The organism is Sinorhizobium sp. KGO-5, from assembly GCF_036245905.1.
GTDB lineage: Bacteria > Pseudomonadota > Alphaproteobacteria > Rhizobiales > Rhizobiaceae > Sinorhizobium > Sinorhizobium meliloti_A.
In genome coordinates this window covers 129,714-147,000 of the sequence record NZ_BDIZ01000008.1, presented here as the reverse complement: position 1 = coordinate 147,000, position 17,287 = coordinate 129,714, and the positions used below count along the sequence as shown (strand labels likewise).

Here is a 17,287-nt window from a genome sequence, read left to right as displayed (position 1 = left end):
GCCGGCCTTCCGCGTTAAAGAACCGTCATGAGTGAAAGCAGCCTGGCCATTCGGAAATTCAGCGATCTCGCCAACCCTACCCGGTTCCTGGCGCTGACGGATCGCGTGCTGCCCTGGCTTGCTGCTCTCACGCTGCTCGTCTTTGCGGCCGGGCTCTGGCTCTCCTTCACCACCGAAGGCGACTACCAGCAGGGCGAGACGGTGCGCATCATGTATGTGCATGTGCCTTCGGCCTGGCTTTCCATGATGTGCTACACGGTCATGGCGATCTCCGCTCTCGGCACGCTCGTCTGGCGTCATCCGCTCGCCGACGTCTCGGCAAGAGCCGCAGCGCCGATCGGCGCCTGCTTCACCTTTCTGGCTCTCGTCACCGGCTCGCTCTGGGGCAAGCCGATGTGGGGCACCTGGTGGGTCTGGGATGCGCGGCTGACCTCGGTCTTCGTGCTCTTCCTCATGTATCTAGGGCTGATCGCGCTGAACCGCGCCATGGATGAGCCGAGCCGATCGGCGCGCGTCTCGGCCGTGCTTATCCTCGTCGGTTTCGTCAACATCCCGATCATCAAGTTCTCGGTCGAATGGTGGAACACGCTGCATCAGCCTGCAAGCGTCATGCGCCTCGACGGGCCGACGATCGATCCGGAGTTCCTGCGGCCGCTCATCGTCATGGCGATCGCCTTCACGCTCCTGTTCTTCACCCTGCATATCGCCGCCATGCGCAACGAGATCTGGCGCCGTCGCGTGGCCTCGCTCAGACGCCAGGCGGCGCGCAATGCCGGCCGGGAGCAGCTTACGCCATGATGAGTCATGCCGCCTATGTCATTGCCAGCTACGCGGTTGCCGCCGCCACCGTAGCCGGACTCATCCTTTGGGTCCTCACCGACGGCCGCGCCCGCAGGCGCGAATTGCAGCAGCTCGAGGCCGCCGGGATCCGCCGCCGCTCCGCGGAACTGCCGGCCGGAGGGGCCAAATGACGAACGCTGAGACGCCGCAGGACGAGCGCAGGCCCGGAGCCCTCCGCTATCTCATGGCGGCGCTTCCGCTCCTCATCTTCGCGGTGCTCGCACTCATCTTCTGGAGCCAGTTGAACTCCGGCAAGGACGTCAGCGAAATTCCCTCGGCGCTGATCGGCACCAAGGCGCCGATGCTCGCCATGCCGCCGCTCGAAGGGGCTGCAACGCCATCGGGCGAACCCATGCCGGCTCTCGACGACACGGCAGTCAAGGGCAGGCTCACGCTCGTCAATGTCTGGGCTTCCTGGTGCGTGCCCTGTCGGCAGGAGCATCCGATCATTCTTCAGCTGTCGAAAGACCCGCGCCTCACCGTCGTCGGCATCAACTACAAGGACCGGAACGAAAACGCGCTGCGCTTCCTCGGCGAACTCGGCAACCCTTTCTCTGCAATCGGCGTCGATCCGAACGGAAAGGCGGCGATAGACTGGGGCGTCTACGGCATCCCGGAATCCTTCCTCGTCGCCGCCGACGGCACGATCCTCTACAAGCGTGCCGGCCCCTTCGACGAAAAGAGCCTCAGGGAAGGGCTGCTGCCGGCGATCGAGAAGGCGCTTGCGGGCTCGTAGGCCGCGACCGCCCTCATCCGGCCTGCCGGCCACCTTCTCCCCGCAAGCGGGGCGAAGGAGACTCGCGACACCTCACTTCCCTATCGAAGGAGCGGCTAAACGCCCGCCTGCCAAGCCTTCACCGCATCGAGCGGCCAGACCAGCATCAGCACGTTGAGCGTCAGGTTGTCGCGCACCATATAGCCGGTGAAGAGTTCGAAAACGATGGCGATCGCGACCGTGGCTGCGACCGGCAGCCGCAAGGCGATGAGAAAGCCGACAGCCATGGCGAGCGTATCCATGGCCGAATTCAGGATGCTGTCGCCGAAATAATCGAGCGAGATCGTCGCGGCCCGGTAACGGTTGATCACCACCGGCGTGTTCTCTGCGATCTCCCAGGCGGACTCGATCACGGTCGCGAGAAGCAGGCGGGCGCTCCAGGGTTTGCCGCGCATGAGAAGGTGACCGAGGCCGTAGAAGAGAAAGCCGTGGATGACATGGGACGGCGTGTACCAGTCGGAAAGGTGCTGGGAGTTGCCGCTGGATTTGACGACGCCTTCCCAGAGCTTGATGTAGCCGCATTCGCAGATCCATAACCGCCCCATCAGGTGCTGCACGAGGACCTGGATTGCCAGCACGCCGAGGCAGGCAAGCAACCAGAGCGCCGCTCGTCGCTGCTTGTCCTGCGAGGCGGCCGCGATCGTCACTCCGCGCTATCCTGTTCGAGCGAATGCTTCATGATCAGCGGCATCTGGGCGAGCGTGAAGAGGATGGTGATCGGCATGGTGCCCCAGACCTTGAAAGCGACCCAGAAATCCGTCGAGAAGGAGCGCCAGATCACCTCGTTGAGCACGGCGAGGAACAGGAAGAACACGCCCCAGCGGACCGTCAGCTTCCGCCATCCCTCCTCGTCCAGCTTGAAGGCGGCGTGGAAGACGTAGCCGAGCAGCGATTTGCCAAAGAGGAGCCCGCCGAGCAGGATCGCGCCGAAGAGCGTATTGACGATGGTCGGCTTCATCTTGATGAAGGTGTCGTTCTGCAGCCAGAGCGTCAGCGCGCCGAAGACGAAGACGACGATGCCGGAAACGAGCGGCATCATCGGCAGCGTGCGCGTCATGATCCAGGAAGCAATCAGCGCCGCCGCCGTTGCCGCCATGAACAGGCCGGTCGCGATGAAGATCGGCCCGCCGAGCTCGGCCAGCGCGGGAAAACGGCCAGCCAGCCATTCGCCCCGCGAATTGGCGAAGAAGAAGACCATCAGGGGGCCGAGTTCCAGCACGAGCTTGAGCAGCGGGCTTACCTCTGTCTTCGGCTTGGCGGCCTCGATCGTCGACATGTGCGGATCCTGTTCTGTCATCTTCTGCCGCTCATAGCATCAGGATTGCGGCAAAACCATATCAACCGCGGTTTTGGCGCAAACCTCCTCCGCTTCGTCAAGGAGCAGCAACGCCGGCGATCGCCTCGGCGAAGTCCTTGGCTTCGAACGGTTCGAGGTCCTCGATCCCTTCGCCGACGCCGATGAAGTAAACCGGCAGCTTGTGCTTGGCGGAGATCGCCACCAGAATGCCGCCGCGTGCGGTGCCGTCGAGCTTGGTCATGATCAAGCCGCTGACGCCGGCGACGTTGCGGAATATTTCGACCTGCTGCAGGGCGTTCTGCCCTGTCGTCGCGTCGAGCGTCTGCAGCACCGTATGCGGCGCGTCCGGATCGAGTTTTCCGAGAACGCGCACGATCTTTTCGAGCTCCGCCATCAGTTCGGCCTTGTTCTGCAGCCGTCCGGCGGTGTCGATGATCAGCACGTCCGCCTTCTGCTCGCGGGCACGCTGGAACGCCTCGTAGGCAAGCCCGGCCGCATCGGCGCCGAGCTTCGAGGAGACGATTTCGGATTTCGTCCGTTCGGCCCAGATCTTCAGCTGCTCGATCGCCGCCGCCCGGAAAGTATCGCCGGCGGCCAGCATGACCTTAAGTCCCGCGCCGGAAAGCTTTGCCGCAAGCTTGCCGATCGTCGTCGTCTTGCCGGTTCCGTTGACGCCGACGACGAGGATCACGTGCGGCTTGTGGCTGAGATCGAGTTCCAGCGGCTTGGCGACGGGCGCCAGCACCTTGGTGATCTCGCCGGCCATGATGCGCGAAACGTCCTCGCCGGACACATCCTTGCCATAGCGCTCCGAGGCCAGCGTGTCGGTGACGCGCATCGCCGTCTCGACGCCGAGGTCCGCCTGGATCAGCAGGTCCTCGAGGTCCTGCAGCGTCGCCTCGTCGAGCTTGCGCTTGGTGAAGAGGCTGGCGATCTGGCCGGTGAGTTGCGACGAGGTGCGCGCAAGGCCGAGGCGAAGGCGCTGGTACCAGTTGAGCTTGGCTTGCGGGGCGGGTGCTTCTTCCGTGGGGCGCCTCTCGGCGGCGGCGAAGCCTTTGGGAAGGCTGGGTGCCAGGGGCTCGGATGGAGGCTCACCCCCCTCTGCCCTCCCCGGCATCTCCCCCGCGAGGGGGAGGATTGGGAGAGGCACGCTCTCGTCCTCCGGCGCTGCCGTTTCATCTGCCGAAGAGCCTGCGCCTTCCGCACGGTCGTCTGCGTCAATCTCCGCCTCTTCGACGTCGGCGGCGGCGGCGGCTTCGTGCTCCTCCTGCTCTCCCGAAGGGACAGAGGCGGGTGCCAGGAGCTCGTCGACAGTCGTTGGGTGTTCGGAAGGCGACTCACCCTCCTCTGCCCTGCCGGGCATCTCCCCCGCAAGGGGGGAGATCGGATGCGGGACGCTCTCGCCTTGCTCCACAGTGTTTTCATCTGCGGTGGCAGCAGTGCTTACTGGCTCTTCCTCACGCGTGGTTTCGGTCGTTGGCGTGTCTGGCGCGAAGGAAACATCGCGATCGTCCGTGCTAGCTTCCGTTGCCGCGGCTGCACTACGATCTTCCTCGACCGGTGCCTGGGTACCGCCCTGTTCTCCCGAAGGGACAGGGGGGGTTACCGCGACCTCATCGGCAGCGGCCGTCTCCTGCGGCGGCGCCGGTTTCTCTTCGACGACATCCTTGCCGAAGGAGAAGATCTTCTTGATGAAACCAATCGCCATGTGAATGTCCGCTGTCAGGCCGCAGCCATCTGTTTGCGCTCGATCGTCAGATGCTTGCCATTGTGGCCGGTGATTCCGACCGTCACAAGCGACCGCGGCTCAAGGCCGGCCGCATCTACGAGCGTGAAGTTTTCCGTATGGGCCAGACCGTTCATTTCCACAAGGATCGTCTGGCTGCTGCCGATCATGCCCTCGAGGTGGCCCGCATGAAGCTCCGCCCCCTTCGCACGCAGGCGCGCGGCACGCTCCTTGACAAGCGCGCGGTCGAGTTGCGGCATGCGGGCGGCCGGGGTGCCGGGGCGCGGGCTATAGGGGAAGACGTGAAGATGCGCGATGCCGCAATCCTCGGCGAGCCGCATGGCGTTCTCGAACATCGGCTCGGTCTCGGTCGGAAATCCGGCGATCATGTCCGCACCTAAGCTGATCGCGGGGCGCAGGCGCCGGACCTCGTCGCAGAAGGCGCGCGCATCGGCGCTCGAATGCCGCCGCTTCATGCGCTTCAGGATCAGGTCGTCTCCGTGCTGCAGCGAAAGATGCAGATGCGGCATGAAGCGCGGCTCCTCGGCGATGAGGTCGAGGAGGTGGCCGTCCGCCTCGATGCTGTCGATGGAGGAAAGCCGCAGGCGGAGGATTTCCGGCACCTGTTTCAGCAGGGTCTTCCCGAGAAGCCCGAGGGTCGGCGTTCCGGGCAGATCGGCGCCGTAGCTCGTGGCGTCGACCCCGGTCAGAACGATCTCGCGATAGCCGCTTTCGGCAAGGCGTCTCGCCTGGTCGACGACGGCGCCCATCGGCACGGAGCGCGAATTGCCGCGGCCATAGGGAATGATGCAGAAGGTGCAGCGGTGGTCGCAGCCGTTCTGCACCTGGATGAAGGCGCGCACGTGCCCGTCTATGTGCTTCACCATCTGCGGCGCGGTGGCGCGCACGCTCATGATGTCGTTGACACGGAGTTTCTCTTCGGCCGAGACGCCGAAATCCGGCAGCGCGCGATAGGAGGCGCTGGCGAGCTTCTCCTCGTTGCCGAGCACCGCGTCCACCTCCGCCATTTCGGCGAAGGTTTCCTTCTCGGTCTGGGCGGCGCAGCCGGTGACGATGATACGGGCGTGCGGATTTTCGCGCCGCGCCCGGCGGATCGCCTGTCGGGCCTGGCGCACGGCCTCGGCGGTGACGGCGCAGGTATTGACGAGGATGGCGTTGTTCAGCCCCGCCTTTTCGGCCTCCGCCCGCATCACTTCCGACTCATAGGTGTTTAGCCGGCAGCCGAAGGTTATGACCTCGACCCCGCTCAAAGGGCTCTCGCTCCGTTGTCGCCGCTCTCCGGCTCATTGCGTGCAAAGATGCCGGTGACGGGATCGACGGTGCCGGACCATTCCCATTCGGCCGGCCCCGTCATGATGACGTGGTCGTCGCGCTCGCGCCATTCGATCTTGAGCGGACCGCCGGGCACGTTCACGGTAACCATCCGCTCCGTCCGGCCGGTTCTCGCACCGCTGACGGCGGCGGCACAGGCGGCCGAGCCGCAGGCAAGCGTCAGGCCGGCGCCGCGCTCCCAGGTCCGCAGGTCCATCTCCTGGCGGGAGCGGATGCGCGCGATGGAGATATTGGCGCGCTCGGGGAAGATCGGATGGTTCTCGAGGAGTGGTCCGAACCGGTCGAGCTCGTAGCTCCACACATCGTTCTCGACCCAGAAGATCGCATGCGGATTGCCCATGGAGGCGACCGAGGGAGAGTGCAGCACGGGCGCATCGATCGGCCCGATCTGCAGCTCGATGCGCCGCGTGTCGTGGAATTCCTCCGCGAGCGGGATCTGGTCCCAGCCGAAACGGGGCTTGCCCATATCGACCGAGATCGTGCCGTCGTCGTGTTCCTTGGCTTCGAGAAGGCCCGCGACCGTATGGAAGAGGAAGGCTTTCCTGCCGGTCTCGGCCGCAAGCGCCTGGACGACGCAGCGGGTGCCGTTGCCGCAGGCCTGGGCCATCGACCCGTCGGAATTGACGATGTCGATCCAGGCATCGGTCCCGGCAGACTTCGGGTCATGAATTGCCATGATCTGGTCGAACTCGGTCGCCGGGTCGGCATTGAGCGCGATCGCCGCCTGCGGCGTCACGCGGTCCTTGCGCCCGCGCATGTCGACCACCAGGATCTTGTTTCCAAGCCCGTTCATCCTGGCAAATTGCACCTGATCGGCCATGTCGCGACTGTCCAAACGCTGGCCCCCGCTTCGGAGGCGCCCTTCATTCGCGCTGTATATGGCGGAAAAGCCCGGAAATTACCAGTGCTGGCGTCATTCCCGTGCCGTCGGCGGGAGAGGGACGTCGAAGACTTCCCCCGGTCGCAACGCCCGGAAACGGTTTTGATCGATACCGTGCTTGGCGAGCGCAGTCGCCAGCGCCCGGAGCGGCTCCTCGACCCCCTCGTTGGTCAACCGGAAGGTGCCCCAATGGTGACCCGCCGCGTATTCGGCGCCGCAGGCGACCATGCCCAGGACCGCCTCTTCCGGATTCTGGTGCTGAGAGGCCATGAACCAGCGTGGCTCGTAGCTGCCGAAGGGCAGGTTGGCGAGGCGGAAGCATCCGTGTTTTTCGCGCGCCGCACGATAATTGATGCCGTCGTGAAAACCTGTGTCGCCGACATGATAGATCTTGCCGGCCGGCGTCTCGATGACGAAGGCGGCCCAGAGCGCCATGCGCCGGTCGTTCGAGCGGCGAGCCGACCAATGGTGGCATGGCTCCGCATGAATGACGACGCCATCACCGAGGTCGAGCCGGTCGCCCCAGTCGACGACGGAAATCTCGGCACCCGCGACGGCGCGGCGAATGATCGTGTCGTTGCCGAGCGGCGTTACGAGATGCGGCGCGTGCTTGGTGTGGAGCGAGCCGAGCGTGGCGAGATCGAGGTGGTCGTAGTGGTTATGGGTGACGAGCACGATATCGATCCGCGGCAGGTCGTCCATGAGAATGCCTGGCGGGTTGCGGCGGCGGGGTCCGGCAAACGTAAAGGGGCTGGCGCGATGCGACCAGACCGGGTCGGTCAGGATGTTGAGGTCCGCGACCTGGATCAGCAGCGTTGCGTGACCGACCATGGTGACGCGCAGCCGCTCGCCATCGACACTGATATCCGGCCTCGCCTGCGGAAAGGGGCTGTCGTAGTGGCGCGGCCATTGCTCGCGTCCGCCGCCGGACTGCCAACGCAGGAGGTCGGCGAAGCCGCGCGGCGGTGTGCCGCCCGGATTGTAGAAGCGAATGCCGTCGAAGTGGTCCGAAACGGGCCCGCTATAGTAGGGATTGCCGCTTTTCTTCATCGCTGCCTCGGTTGAGGGACACCTGCAGAGAAATAGGCGCATTTGCCGCCGGATCACAGGGCTCGGGCAGGAGCGGCCGACAATTGCCTGATGATGCGACCGGACGGAGGTGGTGGTCCTGCTCGCGTGTGGGATCATAGGTGGAGCCCGAGCGCAGCGTCTCCGCGGTCGATCCTTGACTTTTCTCCCGGTTTCCTGTTTATCGCGGCGAATTCCTTCGCAAGTGATGACTTCCGAAGCCACCGACCGGGCCCCGCAAAGGTATAAAGAGAGCCCGGAGGTCAACACCCGACAGCGCGCTGCGCCCTCGGGTGGTTTTTGGCTTTGCGCCTTGTTTTCCGCGCGAAGGGACCCACGTTTCCGGACGAGCCGATCTATCGCAATCCGGAGACAAGAAGGAAGAGAATATGTTCGAGAGCCTCCAGGACCGTCTTGGTTCCATATTGAATGGACTGACCGGCCGCGGCGCCCTGTCGGAAGCCGATGTTTCCGCAGCGCTTCGGGAGGTTCGCCGTGCGCTGCTCGAAGCGGACGTGGCGCTCGATGTGGTGCGGTCCTTCACGGAGAAGGTTCGCGAAAAGGCGGTCGGCGCCGAAATCGTAAAGTCGATCAAGCCCGGCCAAATGGTCGTCAAGATCGTTCATGACGAGCTCATAGCGATGCTCGGCTCCGAGGGCGTCACGATCGATCTCAATGCGGCGGCTCCGGTCGTCATCATGATGGTCGGCCTGCAGGGCTCGGGCAAGACGACGACGACCGGCAAGATCGCCAAGCGGCTGACCGCGCGGGACAAGAAGAAGGTCCTGATGGCCTCGCTCGATACCCGCCGCCCGGCCGCGCAGGAACAGTTGCGCCAGCTCGGCGTACAGACCGGCGTCGATACGCTTCCGATCATCGCCGGCCAGTCGCCGACCGATATCGCTGCGCGCGCCGTGCAGGCGGCCAAGCTCGGCGGCCACGACATCGTCATCCTCGACACCGCAGGCCGCACCCATATCGACGAGCCGCTGATGATCGAGATGGCGGAGATCAAGCGGAAATCCAACCCGCATGAGATCCTGCTGGTCGCCGATGCGCTGACCGGACAGGACGCCGTCAACCTCGCCCGCAACTTCGACGAACGCGTCGGCATCACCGGCCTGGTGCTCACTCGCATGGACGGCGACGGCCGCGGCGGTGCGGCGCTCTCCATGCGCGCCGTCACGGGCAAGCCGATCAAGCTCATCGGCGTCGGCGAGAAGATGGACGAACTCGAGGAGTTCCATCCGCGCCGCGTCGCCGACCGCATCCTCGGCATGGGCGACATCGTCTCGCTCGTCGAAAAGGCGGCGGAGAACATCGACGCCGAAAAGGCGGCCGCCATGGCCGCCAAGATGGCCAAGGGCAAGTTCGACCTCAACGACCTCGCCGATCAGCTGCAGCAGATGCAGAAGATGGGCGGCATGGGCGGCATCATGGGTCTGATGCCCGGCATGGCCGGCATGAAGGACAAGATGTCCGCCGCCGGCCTGGATGACTCGCTCTTCAAGCGCCAGCTCGCGATCATCTCCTCGATGACCAGGGCGGAGCGCGCCAATCCCGATATTCTCAAGCATTCGCGCAAGAAGCGCATCGCCAGCGGCTCCGGCACCGATGCCTCCGACATCAACAAGCTTCTGAAAATGCACCGCCAGATGGCGGACATGATGAAGATGATGGGCGGCAAGGGCAAAGGCGGCATGATGAAGCAGATGATGGGCGGCCTCGCCGGCAAGATGGGTCTCGGCGGCCTGGGCGGCGGAATGCCCGATCTTTCGAAAATGGATCCGAAGCAGCTCGAGGCCCTGCAGAAGCAGGCCCAAGCCGCGGGTCTCGGCAAGCCCGGCGGCGGCCTGCCTGGCCTTGGCGGTGGTTTGCCCGGTCTGGGCGGCGGTTTCCCCGGCCTACCGAAGAAGAAGTGAGGATCGCGACGAATGCTTGATCCCGAGATCAAAGAGGAATTGGCGAGCTACCGGCAGTCGATCGACAATATCGATGCCGCGCTCGTCCACATGCTGGCCGAACGCTTCCGCTGCACCAAGGCGGTTGGCGTGCTCAAGGCCAAGCACCAGCTGCCGCCGGCCGATCCGGCGCGCGAAGAATACCAGATCGAACGCCTCCGCCACCTGGCGAAAGACGCCAATCTGGATCCGGATTTCGCCGAGAAGTTCCTGAACTTCATCATCAAGGAAGTCATCCGGCATCATGAAGCCATCGCCGCCGATTGCTCGCAGAACGCGGGCAGCGCCGGCACCACCCATTCCGCTTGAGTCAAGCGGTCAAGAAAGCCTGCAAGGAGTAAATTGAAATGGCACTGAAAATTCGTCTCGCCCGCGGCGGTTCCAAGAAGCGTCCCTACTACCAGATCGTCGTTGCCGACGCGCGCAGCCCGCGTGACGGCCGCTTCCTCGAAAAGCTCGGCTCCTGGAACCCGATGCTTGCCAAGGACGACGAAAAGCGCATCGAACTGAACGCCGAGCGCGTTCAGCACTGGATCGCCCAGGGCGCCCAGCCGACCGACCGCGTCATGCGCTTCCTCGACCAGGCCGGCCTTGCCAAGCGTCCGGCCCGCAACAACCCGACCAAGGCGCTGCCCGGCAAGAAGGCACAGGAACGTGCCGCTGAAGCCAAGCAGAAGGCGGAAGAAGCAGCCGCCGCGGCTGCGGAAGCTGCCGCGGAATAATTTCCGGCGGAATGGCATTGAGAACGGGCGGCATTTCCATGCCGCCCGTTTTGCTTTATGTGCACCGGAAAATCGCATGTTTTGATCCCGATGTGGTTCGGGAAACATGCAGCAAGTTCACCCTGGATGCCCGACGATGACACAGCTGAAGAACCCTGTCCTGATGGCGACGATCGGCGCGGCGCAAGGGCTGCGCGGCGAGGTGCGGGTAAAGTCCTTCACCGACGATCCGGCTGCACTCGGCGACTATGGCAAGCTCCACAGCGAGGATGGCCGCGTCTTCGAGGTGCTTGAAATCCGCGAGGCCAAGAACGTCGTCGTCGTGCGGTTTCGGGGCATCAACGATCGGACTGCTGCCGAAGCGCTCAACGGTCTCGAACTCTTCATCGAGCGCGACAATCTCCCCGACGACGATCTCGACGAGGACGAATTCTTCTACGCAGACCTCGAGGGCCTGGAAGCGGTCGATCGCACCGGAAAGAGCTATGGTTCGGTGACCGGCGTCTTCGATTTCGGCGCTGGCGATCTCCTCGAACTGAAAGGCCCGGGCCTCAGGCCGGTGCTTATTCCCTTCACGGAATGGTCGGTACTCGAAATCGATCTCGAAGCGGGCAAGCTCGTCATCGACCCGACCGCCGCCGGGCTCGTCGACGACGAGAAGAGCGGGCCCGGCAGGCCCTTTCCGACCAAGCGCAAGTGAGCTCACGGCAATGCCCTTTCGCGCGACCGTCCTGACGCTCTATCCGGAGATGTTTCCGGGGCACCTTGGCGTTTCGCTCGCCGGAAAGGCGCTGGAGCGCGGAGACTGGTCGATGGAGGCCGTGCAGATTCGCGACTTTGCCGGTGACAAGCACCGCACCGTCGACGATACGCCGGCGGGCGGCGGTGCCGGAATGGTATTGAAGCCCGACGTTCTTGCCCGCGCCATCGATCATGTCGCTGCAGACGACGGGCGGCCGCGGCTTCTGATGAGTCCGCGCGGACGGCCGCTGACACAGGAACGGGTGCGGGCGCTGGCCGCCTGTCCCGGCGCTGTCATCGTTTGCGGACGTTTCGAGGGCGTCGACCAGCGGGTCATCGACACGCGTGGACTCGAGGAAGTCTCGATCGGCGACTACATTCTTTCCGGCGGCGAGCCGGCAGCGCTCGTTCTGCTCGACGCCGTGGTGCGTATCCTGCCGGGCGTGATGGGCAATCAGCTGTCAGGCGTCCACGAGAGCTTCGAGGGAGGGCTCCTCGAACACCCCCACTACACGCGTCCCCAGATCTTCGAAGGTCACGAAATCCCGGCCGTCCTCACCTCCGGCAACCACGCGGCCATTGCGCAATGGCGGGAAGCGGCGGCGCGCCGGCTGACGGCGGAACGCCGGCCGGATCTTCTGGAGCGTGATCCGGCTCAGCCCGTGAAGAAATAATAGGCCGCGAGCAACAGACCCACCGCCACCACCACGGCTCGGATGACCGCCTGCGGAACGCGTCGTGCCGCCCAGACGCCCATGTAGCCGCCAAGCGCTGCGCCCGGCACCATGATTGCCGCATGCAGCCAGGAGACGACGCCGCCCGCAGCGAAAACCACGATGGCGATTGCGGCGATGACGATGGAGATGAAGTTCTTGAGTGCATTCAGCCGGTGATAGCCGCCGCCGGTGGCAAGTCCGAGCACGGCGAGCATCATGATGCCCATGCCGGCGCCGAAAAAGCCGCCATAGACGGAGGTCGCCAGCTGGCTCGCAACGCCCAGCGGTCCGATGCGATGCTCGTCACTGCGCGCCTTCGGCTTCAGGAGGGGGCCGGCGGCGAAGATCGCCGTTGCCGCGATCAGCAACCAGGGCACCATCGCACGGAAGGCCGGATTGGAGAGCGACAGAAGCAGGAGGGCGCCGGCGAGCCCGCCGATCGCCGAAATGATGCCAAGGACGATGGCGTTCTTCCGGTCGGCGCGGATCTCCTTGGCATAGGCAAGCGTCGACGTGATATAGCCGGGGAACTGGATGATGGACGAGGTCGCGTTGGCGACGATCGGCGGGAGCCCGCCAAGGGTCATCGCTCCGAAAGTCAGGAAGGTGCCGCCACCGGCAATGGCATTGACGACGCCGGACAGGAAGCCGGCGACGAAGAGCAAAAAGGCCTGGAGCAACGTCATGGCTTTCTCCCGAAACGTGTGAATCGGGATAGCCGGTGGCGCGGTCGACCGCAAGTCCGTGGGGAGGGGCATTCTTGAAGCGCGCGCGACAAAATCCGCTTTCGGGGATGACAAGGCCGGTCATATGGTGTATGTGCCGGCCCGGTTCGGGTTCCTTGCCCGTCGACCGTCAACAAAGAATGGCGAATACGCTCCTGCCGCAAATGCGGCAAGGCCTGAAGGAAAGTCCGACAGGCCGATAGAGAGCGCTCTGGCTGTTTCAGAAAAACGCAAAGGTTAGACCGATGAACATCATCCAGCAGCTGGAAGCCGAACAGGCCGCCAAGATCGCCGCAAAGCGCACCCTTCCCGAATTCTCCCCGGGAGACACCGTCCGCGTCAATGTCCGCGTTGTCGAAGGCAACCGCACCCGCGTACAGGCTTACGAAGGCGTCTGCATCGCCCGCTCAGGCGGCGGCATCAACGAGAGCTTCACCGTTCGCAAGATTTCCTACGGTGAAGGCGTCGAGCGCGTATTCCCCGTCTACTCCCCGCTCGTCGAGAGCGTCGACGTGGTTCGCCGCGGTAAGGTGCGCCGCGCCAAGCTCTACTATCTGCGCGACCGCCGCGGCAAGTCGGCTCGTATCGTCGAGAACACCGGCACCCGCGCCCGCAAGCTGAACGACGCCGAGCGTCAGGCCGTTGTCGAGGAGAAGGCACGCATCGAGGCTGAAAAGGTGGCAGCCGCCCAGGCTCTGGCCGCCGAGAAGGCAGCAGCCGAAGCCGCTGAGGCAAAGGCGGCGGAAGAAGCAAAGGCGGCGGAAGCTGCAGCAGAATAAGTTTTCAACTCTTCAGAGTTGTGCGGAAAGGCGGCCCTCGGGCCGCCTTTCTTTTTGGTTATCGGCCGCTTGTGTTCCCCATAGATTTTATGACATTTTCTGTCGCCACAATCTGGGAGTTCCTCAATGACAATTCTTCGCCGCGTGCTTGCGGGCATTGCCGCAGTTCTTGCCGTTCCATTCGCAGTCCCGGCGCCCGTTTTCGCCAGCGACCTGCCCGACCTCGGTGGCAAGACGGTTGTCGTGGTGACGGAGAACGCCTACCCGCCGCTGCAGTTCGTCGATCCGAAATCCGGCCAGGCCATCGGTTGGGAATATGACGCGATGAACGAAATCGCCAAGCGCTTGAATTTCAAGGTCGAGTATCAGAACACGAGCTGGGACGCGATGATCCAGGCGGTTTCCGACAGTCAATACCAGATCGGCATGACCGGAATCACCATCAAGGACGACCGCAAGGAGAAGGTCGATTTTTCGGATCCCTATATGCGCTCGCAGCAGTTCATGCTGGTGCGCGGCGACGAGACCCGGTTCGACGACGCCAAGAGCTTCGCAGCGCTCGAAAGCGGTCTGGTCGGCGCCCAGCCCGGCACTTCGCCTTTCTACACGGCCGTCTACGAGGTTCTCGACGGCAACGAGCAGAACCCGCGCATCAAGCTGTTCGAAACCTTCGGTGCGACGGTGCAGGCGCTGAAGGCCGGCGACGTCGATCTGGTTTTGACCGACAGTGTCGCGGCCAGAGGTTATGTCGAATCCTCCGAGGGCCAGCTCAAGGTGGTCGGCGAGCCGCTCGGCACCGAGGATTTCGGCTTCATCTTCCCGAAGGGATCGGAACTCGTGGCGCCGGTCAATGCCGCCATAAAGGCGCTCAAGGAGGACGGCACCTTCGACGCGCTCAACAAGAAGTGGTTCCTCGACTACAAGATGGGCGGCTGACCGCGGAACGGGATAAACACATGGGCGGCTTTCCGCCCATGTCCCGCTTCCCCTTATTGGAATTGCAATGACGCCGATCCAATCATCCGACACTTCCGGGAAGGGCGATTATCCTTGGTGGCTTATCGCCCTTCTCGTGATCGCTGCGGCACTGGCCGTGGTCATCGCCGCCAATGATATCTTCACGCAGGTGTTCACCGTCGTCCTGAAGGGTTTGGGCGTCACCGTTTTCGTCACTCTCGTCGGATTCGTGCTCGCAACGGTGCTCGGCCTCGGCGTGGCCCTGATGGCGCTTTCCGAGCACGTGGTCCTGCGTCAGATCGCGCGCTTCTACACGGAAGTCATCCGCGGCGTACCGATCCTCGTGTTGCTGTTCTATATCGCCTTCGTCGGCGCGCCTGCGCTAGTGACGATCGCGAATTTCCTGTCGGCGCCGTTGATTTCGGCGGGCTGGATCGAGCCGTTCGCCGTTCGCGACGTGTCGCTGATGTGGCGGGCGATCATGGCGCTGATGATCGGCTATTCGGCCTTCATCGCCGAAGTCTTCCGCGCCGGCATCCAGTCGGTCGACAAGGGCCAGGTGGAGGCGGCAAAGGCGCTCGGGCTCTCCCGCTACCAGCGCTTTCGCCTCGTCGTCTTTCCGCAGGCGATCCGCGTCATCCTGCCGCCGCTCGGCAACGACTTCGTGGCGATGGTCAAGGATTCCTCCCTCGTCTCGGTGCTCGGCGTCGCCGACATCACCCAGATGGGCAAGGTCTATGCCTCAGGCTCCTTCCGCTTCTTCGAGACCTATTCCATCGTCGCCTATGTCTATCTCGTGCTGACGATAGGACTGTCGCTGGCCCTTCGGGCGGTCGAGCGGCGGTTGAGGCGGTCGCAAGTCCGGTAGGCAGAAGGGGTACTGCACCCCCAACGCTGCCGTCACAGTTCCGCCCGCTCAGCCCTCGATTTCCTCGCGCAGCATTTCCAGTTCGAGCCATTCCTCTTCCATGCGCGTGAGGTCCGTCCTGAGCTTCTCGAGCTCGGCGGCGAGCTTGGCAAAGCCGTTCGGGTCGCGCGAGAATAGGTCGGGATCCGCCATCTTCTCTTCTCGCTTCGCGATCTCCGCCTCCGATCTGGCAATCTCCTTCGGCAGGTTCTCGAGTGCGAATTTCTGCTTGAAGGAGAGCTTGCCTTTCGCCTTCTGAGGTTCGCTCGGTAAGGGGGAGGCGCCGCTCGATCTGGCCTTTTCGGCTTTTTCGCTCCGGCGCCTTTCCTCGAGTGCGCCGCGGCGCTGCGCCATCATGTCGGAATAGCCGCCGGCATATTCGATCCAGCGACCATCGGGCGCCTCCGGGTTGGCCGGCGCGATGGTCGAGGTCACGGTCCGGTCGAGGAAATCGCGGTCGTGGCTGACCAGGATCACCGTTCCGGAAAATCCGGCAACGATCTCCTGCAGCAGATCCAGCGTCTCGATATCGAGATCGTTGGTCGGTTCGTCGAGGATCAGGAGGTTGGTCGGGCGTGCCAGGATGCGGGCGAGCATGAGACGCGCGCGTTCGCCGCCGGACAGATCGCGGATGGGCGTTCGCGCCTGCTCCGGCTGGAAGAGGAATTCCTTCATGTAGCCGGTGACATGGCGCTGCTCGCCATTGACGAGGAGGGTCTCGCCGCGCCCGTCGGTCAGATAATGCGCCAGCGTCTCGTCGAGGTTCAGTTCCTCGCGTTTCTGGTCGAGCGTGGCGATCTCCAAATTGGTGCCTAGCTTGACGCTGCCCGTGTCCGGCGCGAGCTGACCGGTCAGGAGCTTCAGCAGCGTCGTCTTGCCGGCACCGTTCGGCCCGACGAGGCCGATGCGGTCGCCGCGGTGGACACGGATCGAGAACGGCGCGACGATCGTGCGATCGCCATAGGCCTTGGTGATCTTTTCCGCCTCGATGACGAGCTTGCCCGATTCCCTGGCGTCGGCAACGGTGGCCTGGACCGTACCCTGCGGCCCCTTGTGCCCGCGATGGCGGGCCCGCATGTCCTGCAGCTCCCCGAGCCGACGCATGTTGCGCTTGCGCCTGGCGGTCACGCCGTAGCGCAGCCAGTGCTCTTCGCGCTCGATCGCCTTACCGAGCTTGTGCTGCTCGAGCTCTTCCGCCTCCAGCACCTCGTCGCGCCAAGCCTCGAAATGCGCGAAGCCGCGATCGAGGCGGCGCGATTGGCCGCGGTCCAGCCAGACGGTCGCAGTCGATACCTTTTCGAGAAAGCGCCGGTCGTGCGAGATCAGTACCAGCGCCGAACGGCTGCGGACGAGCTCGTCTTCCAGCCATTCGATCGTCGGCAGATCGAGATGGTTCGTCGGCTCGTCGAGAAGCAGAATATCGGGCTCCGGCGCAAGCACACGGGCAAGGGCGGCACGACGCGCCTCGCCGCCGGAAAGGCGCGTCGGCTCTTCCTCCCCGGTCAGCCCCAGATGCTGCAGCAGGTAGGCGACCCGGTAGGGATCGTCGCCTGGCCCGAGGCCGGCTTCGGCATAGGCCTGAACCGTATCGAAGCCGTCGAAATCGGGCGCCTGGTGCAGATAGCGGATCGTCACCGATGGATGCCGGAAGATCTCGCCCGACTGGGGTTCTGCAAGCCCGGCGGTGATCTTCATCAGCGTCGATTTGCCCGAACCATTGCGGCCAACGAGGCAGATGCGATCGCCGGGCTCGACCTGCAGGCCCGCACCCGCAAGCAGCGGCGTGCCGCCGAAGGTCAGTAGAATGTCGTCAAGCTTCAGGATGGGAGGCGCCAAGGCA

General features: G+C 64.2%; 19 protein-coding genes. 11 read left to right on the top strand and 8 right to left on the bottom strand.

Translation table 11 applies throughout. The features are described 5' to 3' along the window. The first annotated feature begins 27 nt into the window (after positions 1-27). The 3 genes from BHD07_RS25935 to BHD07_RS25925 are packed head-to-tail and all read left to right on the top strand — an operon-like array spanning position 28 to position 1,576. Complete coding sequence (locus BHD07_RS25935; RefSeq protein ID WP_100672704.1) at positions 28-798, top strand: heme ABC transporter permease; 771 nt, start codon at positions 28-30, stop codon at positions 796-798. Next, a complete protein-coding gene (gene ccmD / locus BHD07_RS25930; protein WP_100672703.1) occupies positions 795-971 on the top strand; it encodes a heme exporter protein CcmD in 177 nt (58 codons plus the stop codon). The genes BHD07_RS25935 and ccmD overlap by 4 nt, the downstream gene beginning before the upstream one ends. Continuing rightward, positions 968-1,576 carry a DsbE family thiol:disulfide interchange protein gene (locus tag BHD07_RS25925; RefSeq protein WP_338283714.1) on the top strand — a complete coding sequence of 203 codons (609 nt, stop codon included), beginning with the start codon at positions 968-970 and terminating at the stop codon, positions 1,574-1,576. The genes ccmD and BHD07_RS25925 overlap by 4 nt, the downstream gene beginning before the upstream one ends. Positions 1,577-1,671: 95 nt before the next feature. Here BHD07_RS25925 and BHD07_RS25920 read toward each other — a convergent pair whose 3' ends face one another. From BHD07_RS25920 to BHD07_RS25895, 6 genes are all read right to left on the bottom strand, one after another. Continuing rightward, positions 1,672-2,262 (bottom strand): DUF2585 domain-containing protein, encoded by a 591-nt coding sequence (locus BHD07_RS25920; protein ID WP_100672701.1) that lies wholly within the window; start codon positions 2,260-2,262, stop codon positions 1,672-1,674. After that, positions 2,259-2,891: a septation protein A gene (locus BHD07_RS25915; RefSeq protein ID WP_100672805.1), complete on the bottom strand. Its 633-nt coding sequence runs from the start codon at positions 2,889-2,891 to the stop codon at positions 2,259-2,261. Before BHD07_RS25915 ends, BHD07_RS25920 begins: the two co-directional genes overlap by 4 nt. 97 nt (positions 2,892-2,988) lie before the next feature. Continuing rightward, a complete protein-coding gene (ftsY, locus tag BHD07_RS25910) occupies positions 2,989-4,620 on the bottom strand; it encodes a signal recognition particle-docking protein FtsY (RefSeq protein WP_100672700.1) in 1,632 nt (543 codons plus the stop codon). A 14-nt stretch (positions 4,621-4,634) separates the two neighbouring features. After that, complete coding sequence (mtaB, locus tag BHD07_RS25905) at positions 4,635-5,909, bottom strand: tRNA (N(6)-L-threonylcarbamoyladenosine(37)-C(2))-methylthiotransferase MtaB (RefSeq protein ID WP_100672699.1); 1,275 nt, start codon at positions 5,907-5,909, stop codon at positions 4,635-4,637. Further along, the gene (gene dapF, locus BHD07_RS25900; RefSeq protein WP_198516758.1) at positions 5,906-6,811 is read right to left on the bottom strand and encodes a diaminopimelate epimerase; all 906 of its coding nucleotides are present in this window, start codon (positions 6,809-6,811) and stop codon (positions 5,906-5,908) included. Before dapF ends, mtaB begins: the two co-directional genes overlap by 4 nt. Positions 6,812-6,904: 93 nt before the next feature. Further along, positions 6,905-7,921 (bottom strand): MBL fold metallo-hydrolase, encoded by a 1,017-nt coding sequence (locus BHD07_RS25895; RefSeq protein WP_100672697.1) that lies wholly within the window; start codon positions 7,919-7,921, stop codon positions 6,905-6,907. 407 nt (positions 7,922-8,328) lie between these two features. On the opposite strand from BHD07_RS25895, the gene ffh reads away from it, so the two are divergent. The 5 genes from ffh to trmD all read left to right on the top strand — a co-directional run bounded on the left by ffh (position 8,329) and on the right by trmD (position 12,037). Continuing rightward, on the top strand, positions 8,329-9,861 hold the full coding sequence (gene ffh / locus BHD07_RS25890) for a signal recognition particle protein (protein ID WP_338283713.1): 1,533 nt from the start codon (positions 8,329-8,331) through the stop codon (positions 9,859-9,861). A 12-nt stretch (positions 9,862-9,873) separates the two neighbouring features. Next, positions 9,874-10,209: a chorismate mutase gene (locus BHD07_RS25885; protein ID WP_003529740.1), complete on the top strand. Its 336-nt coding sequence runs from the start codon at positions 9,874-9,876 to the stop codon at positions 10,207-10,209. Positions 10,210-10,247: 38 nt separating this feature from the next. Beyond that, entirely contained in the window at positions 10,248-10,622 is a 375-nt protein-coding gene (gene rpsP, locus BHD07_RS25880) for a 30S ribosomal protein S16 (protein WP_018097407.1), read from the top strand. A 136-nt stretch (positions 10,623-10,758) separates the two neighbouring features. Continuing rightward, on the top strand, positions 10,759-11,322 hold the full coding sequence (gene rimM / locus BHD07_RS25875) for a ribosome maturation factor RimM (RefSeq protein ID WP_338283712.1): 564 nt from the start codon (positions 10,759-10,761) through the stop codon (positions 11,320-11,322). A gap of 10 nt (positions 11,323-11,332) precedes the next feature. Then, entirely contained in the window at positions 11,333-12,037 is a 705-nt protein-coding gene (gene trmD / locus BHD07_RS25870) for a tRNA (guanosine(37)-N1)-methyltransferase TrmD (RefSeq protein WP_100672694.1), read from the top strand. Here the strand turns inward: trmD and BHD07_RS25865 are convergent. Beyond that, positions 12,019-12,765: a sulfite exporter TauE/SafE family protein gene (locus BHD07_RS25865; RefSeq protein WP_100672693.1), complete on the bottom strand. Its 747-nt coding sequence runs from the start codon at positions 12,763-12,765 to the stop codon at positions 12,019-12,021. The genes trmD and BHD07_RS25865 overlap by 19 nt on opposite strands. Before the next feature lie 284 nt (positions 12,766-13,049). Between BHD07_RS25865 and rplS the strand changes: the two genes are divergently transcribed. The 3 genes from rplS to BHD07_RS25850 all read left to right on the top strand — a co-directional run bounded on the left by rplS (position 13,050) and on the right by BHD07_RS25850 (position 15,408). Beyond that, positions 13,050-13,583, top strand: a complete 534-nt coding sequence (gene rplS, locus BHD07_RS25860) for a 50S ribosomal protein L19 (protein WP_003529750.1) — start codon at positions 13,050-13,052, stop codon at positions 13,581-13,583. 126 nt (positions 13,584-13,709) lie between these two features. Then, entirely contained in the window at positions 13,710-14,519 is an 810-nt protein-coding gene (locus tag BHD07_RS25855; protein ID WP_100672692.1) for a basic amino acid ABC transporter substrate-binding protein, read from the top strand. Positions 14,520-14,586: 67 nt separating this feature from the next. Further along, positions 14,587-15,408 (top strand): amino acid ABC transporter permease, encoded by an 822-nt coding sequence (locus BHD07_RS25850; RefSeq protein ID WP_100672691.1) that lies wholly within the window; start codon positions 14,587-14,589, stop codon positions 15,406-15,408. A gap of 48 nt (positions 15,409-15,456) precedes the next feature. Here BHD07_RS25850 and BHD07_RS25845 read toward each other — a convergent pair whose 3' ends face one another. Beyond that, positions 15,457-17,283: an ABC-F family ATP-binding cassette domain-containing protein gene (locus tag BHD07_RS25845; RefSeq protein ID WP_338283710.1), complete on the bottom strand. Its 1,827-nt coding sequence runs from the start codon at positions 17,281-17,283 to the stop codon at positions 15,457-15,459. Positions 17,284-17,287 lie beyond the last annotated feature (4 nt).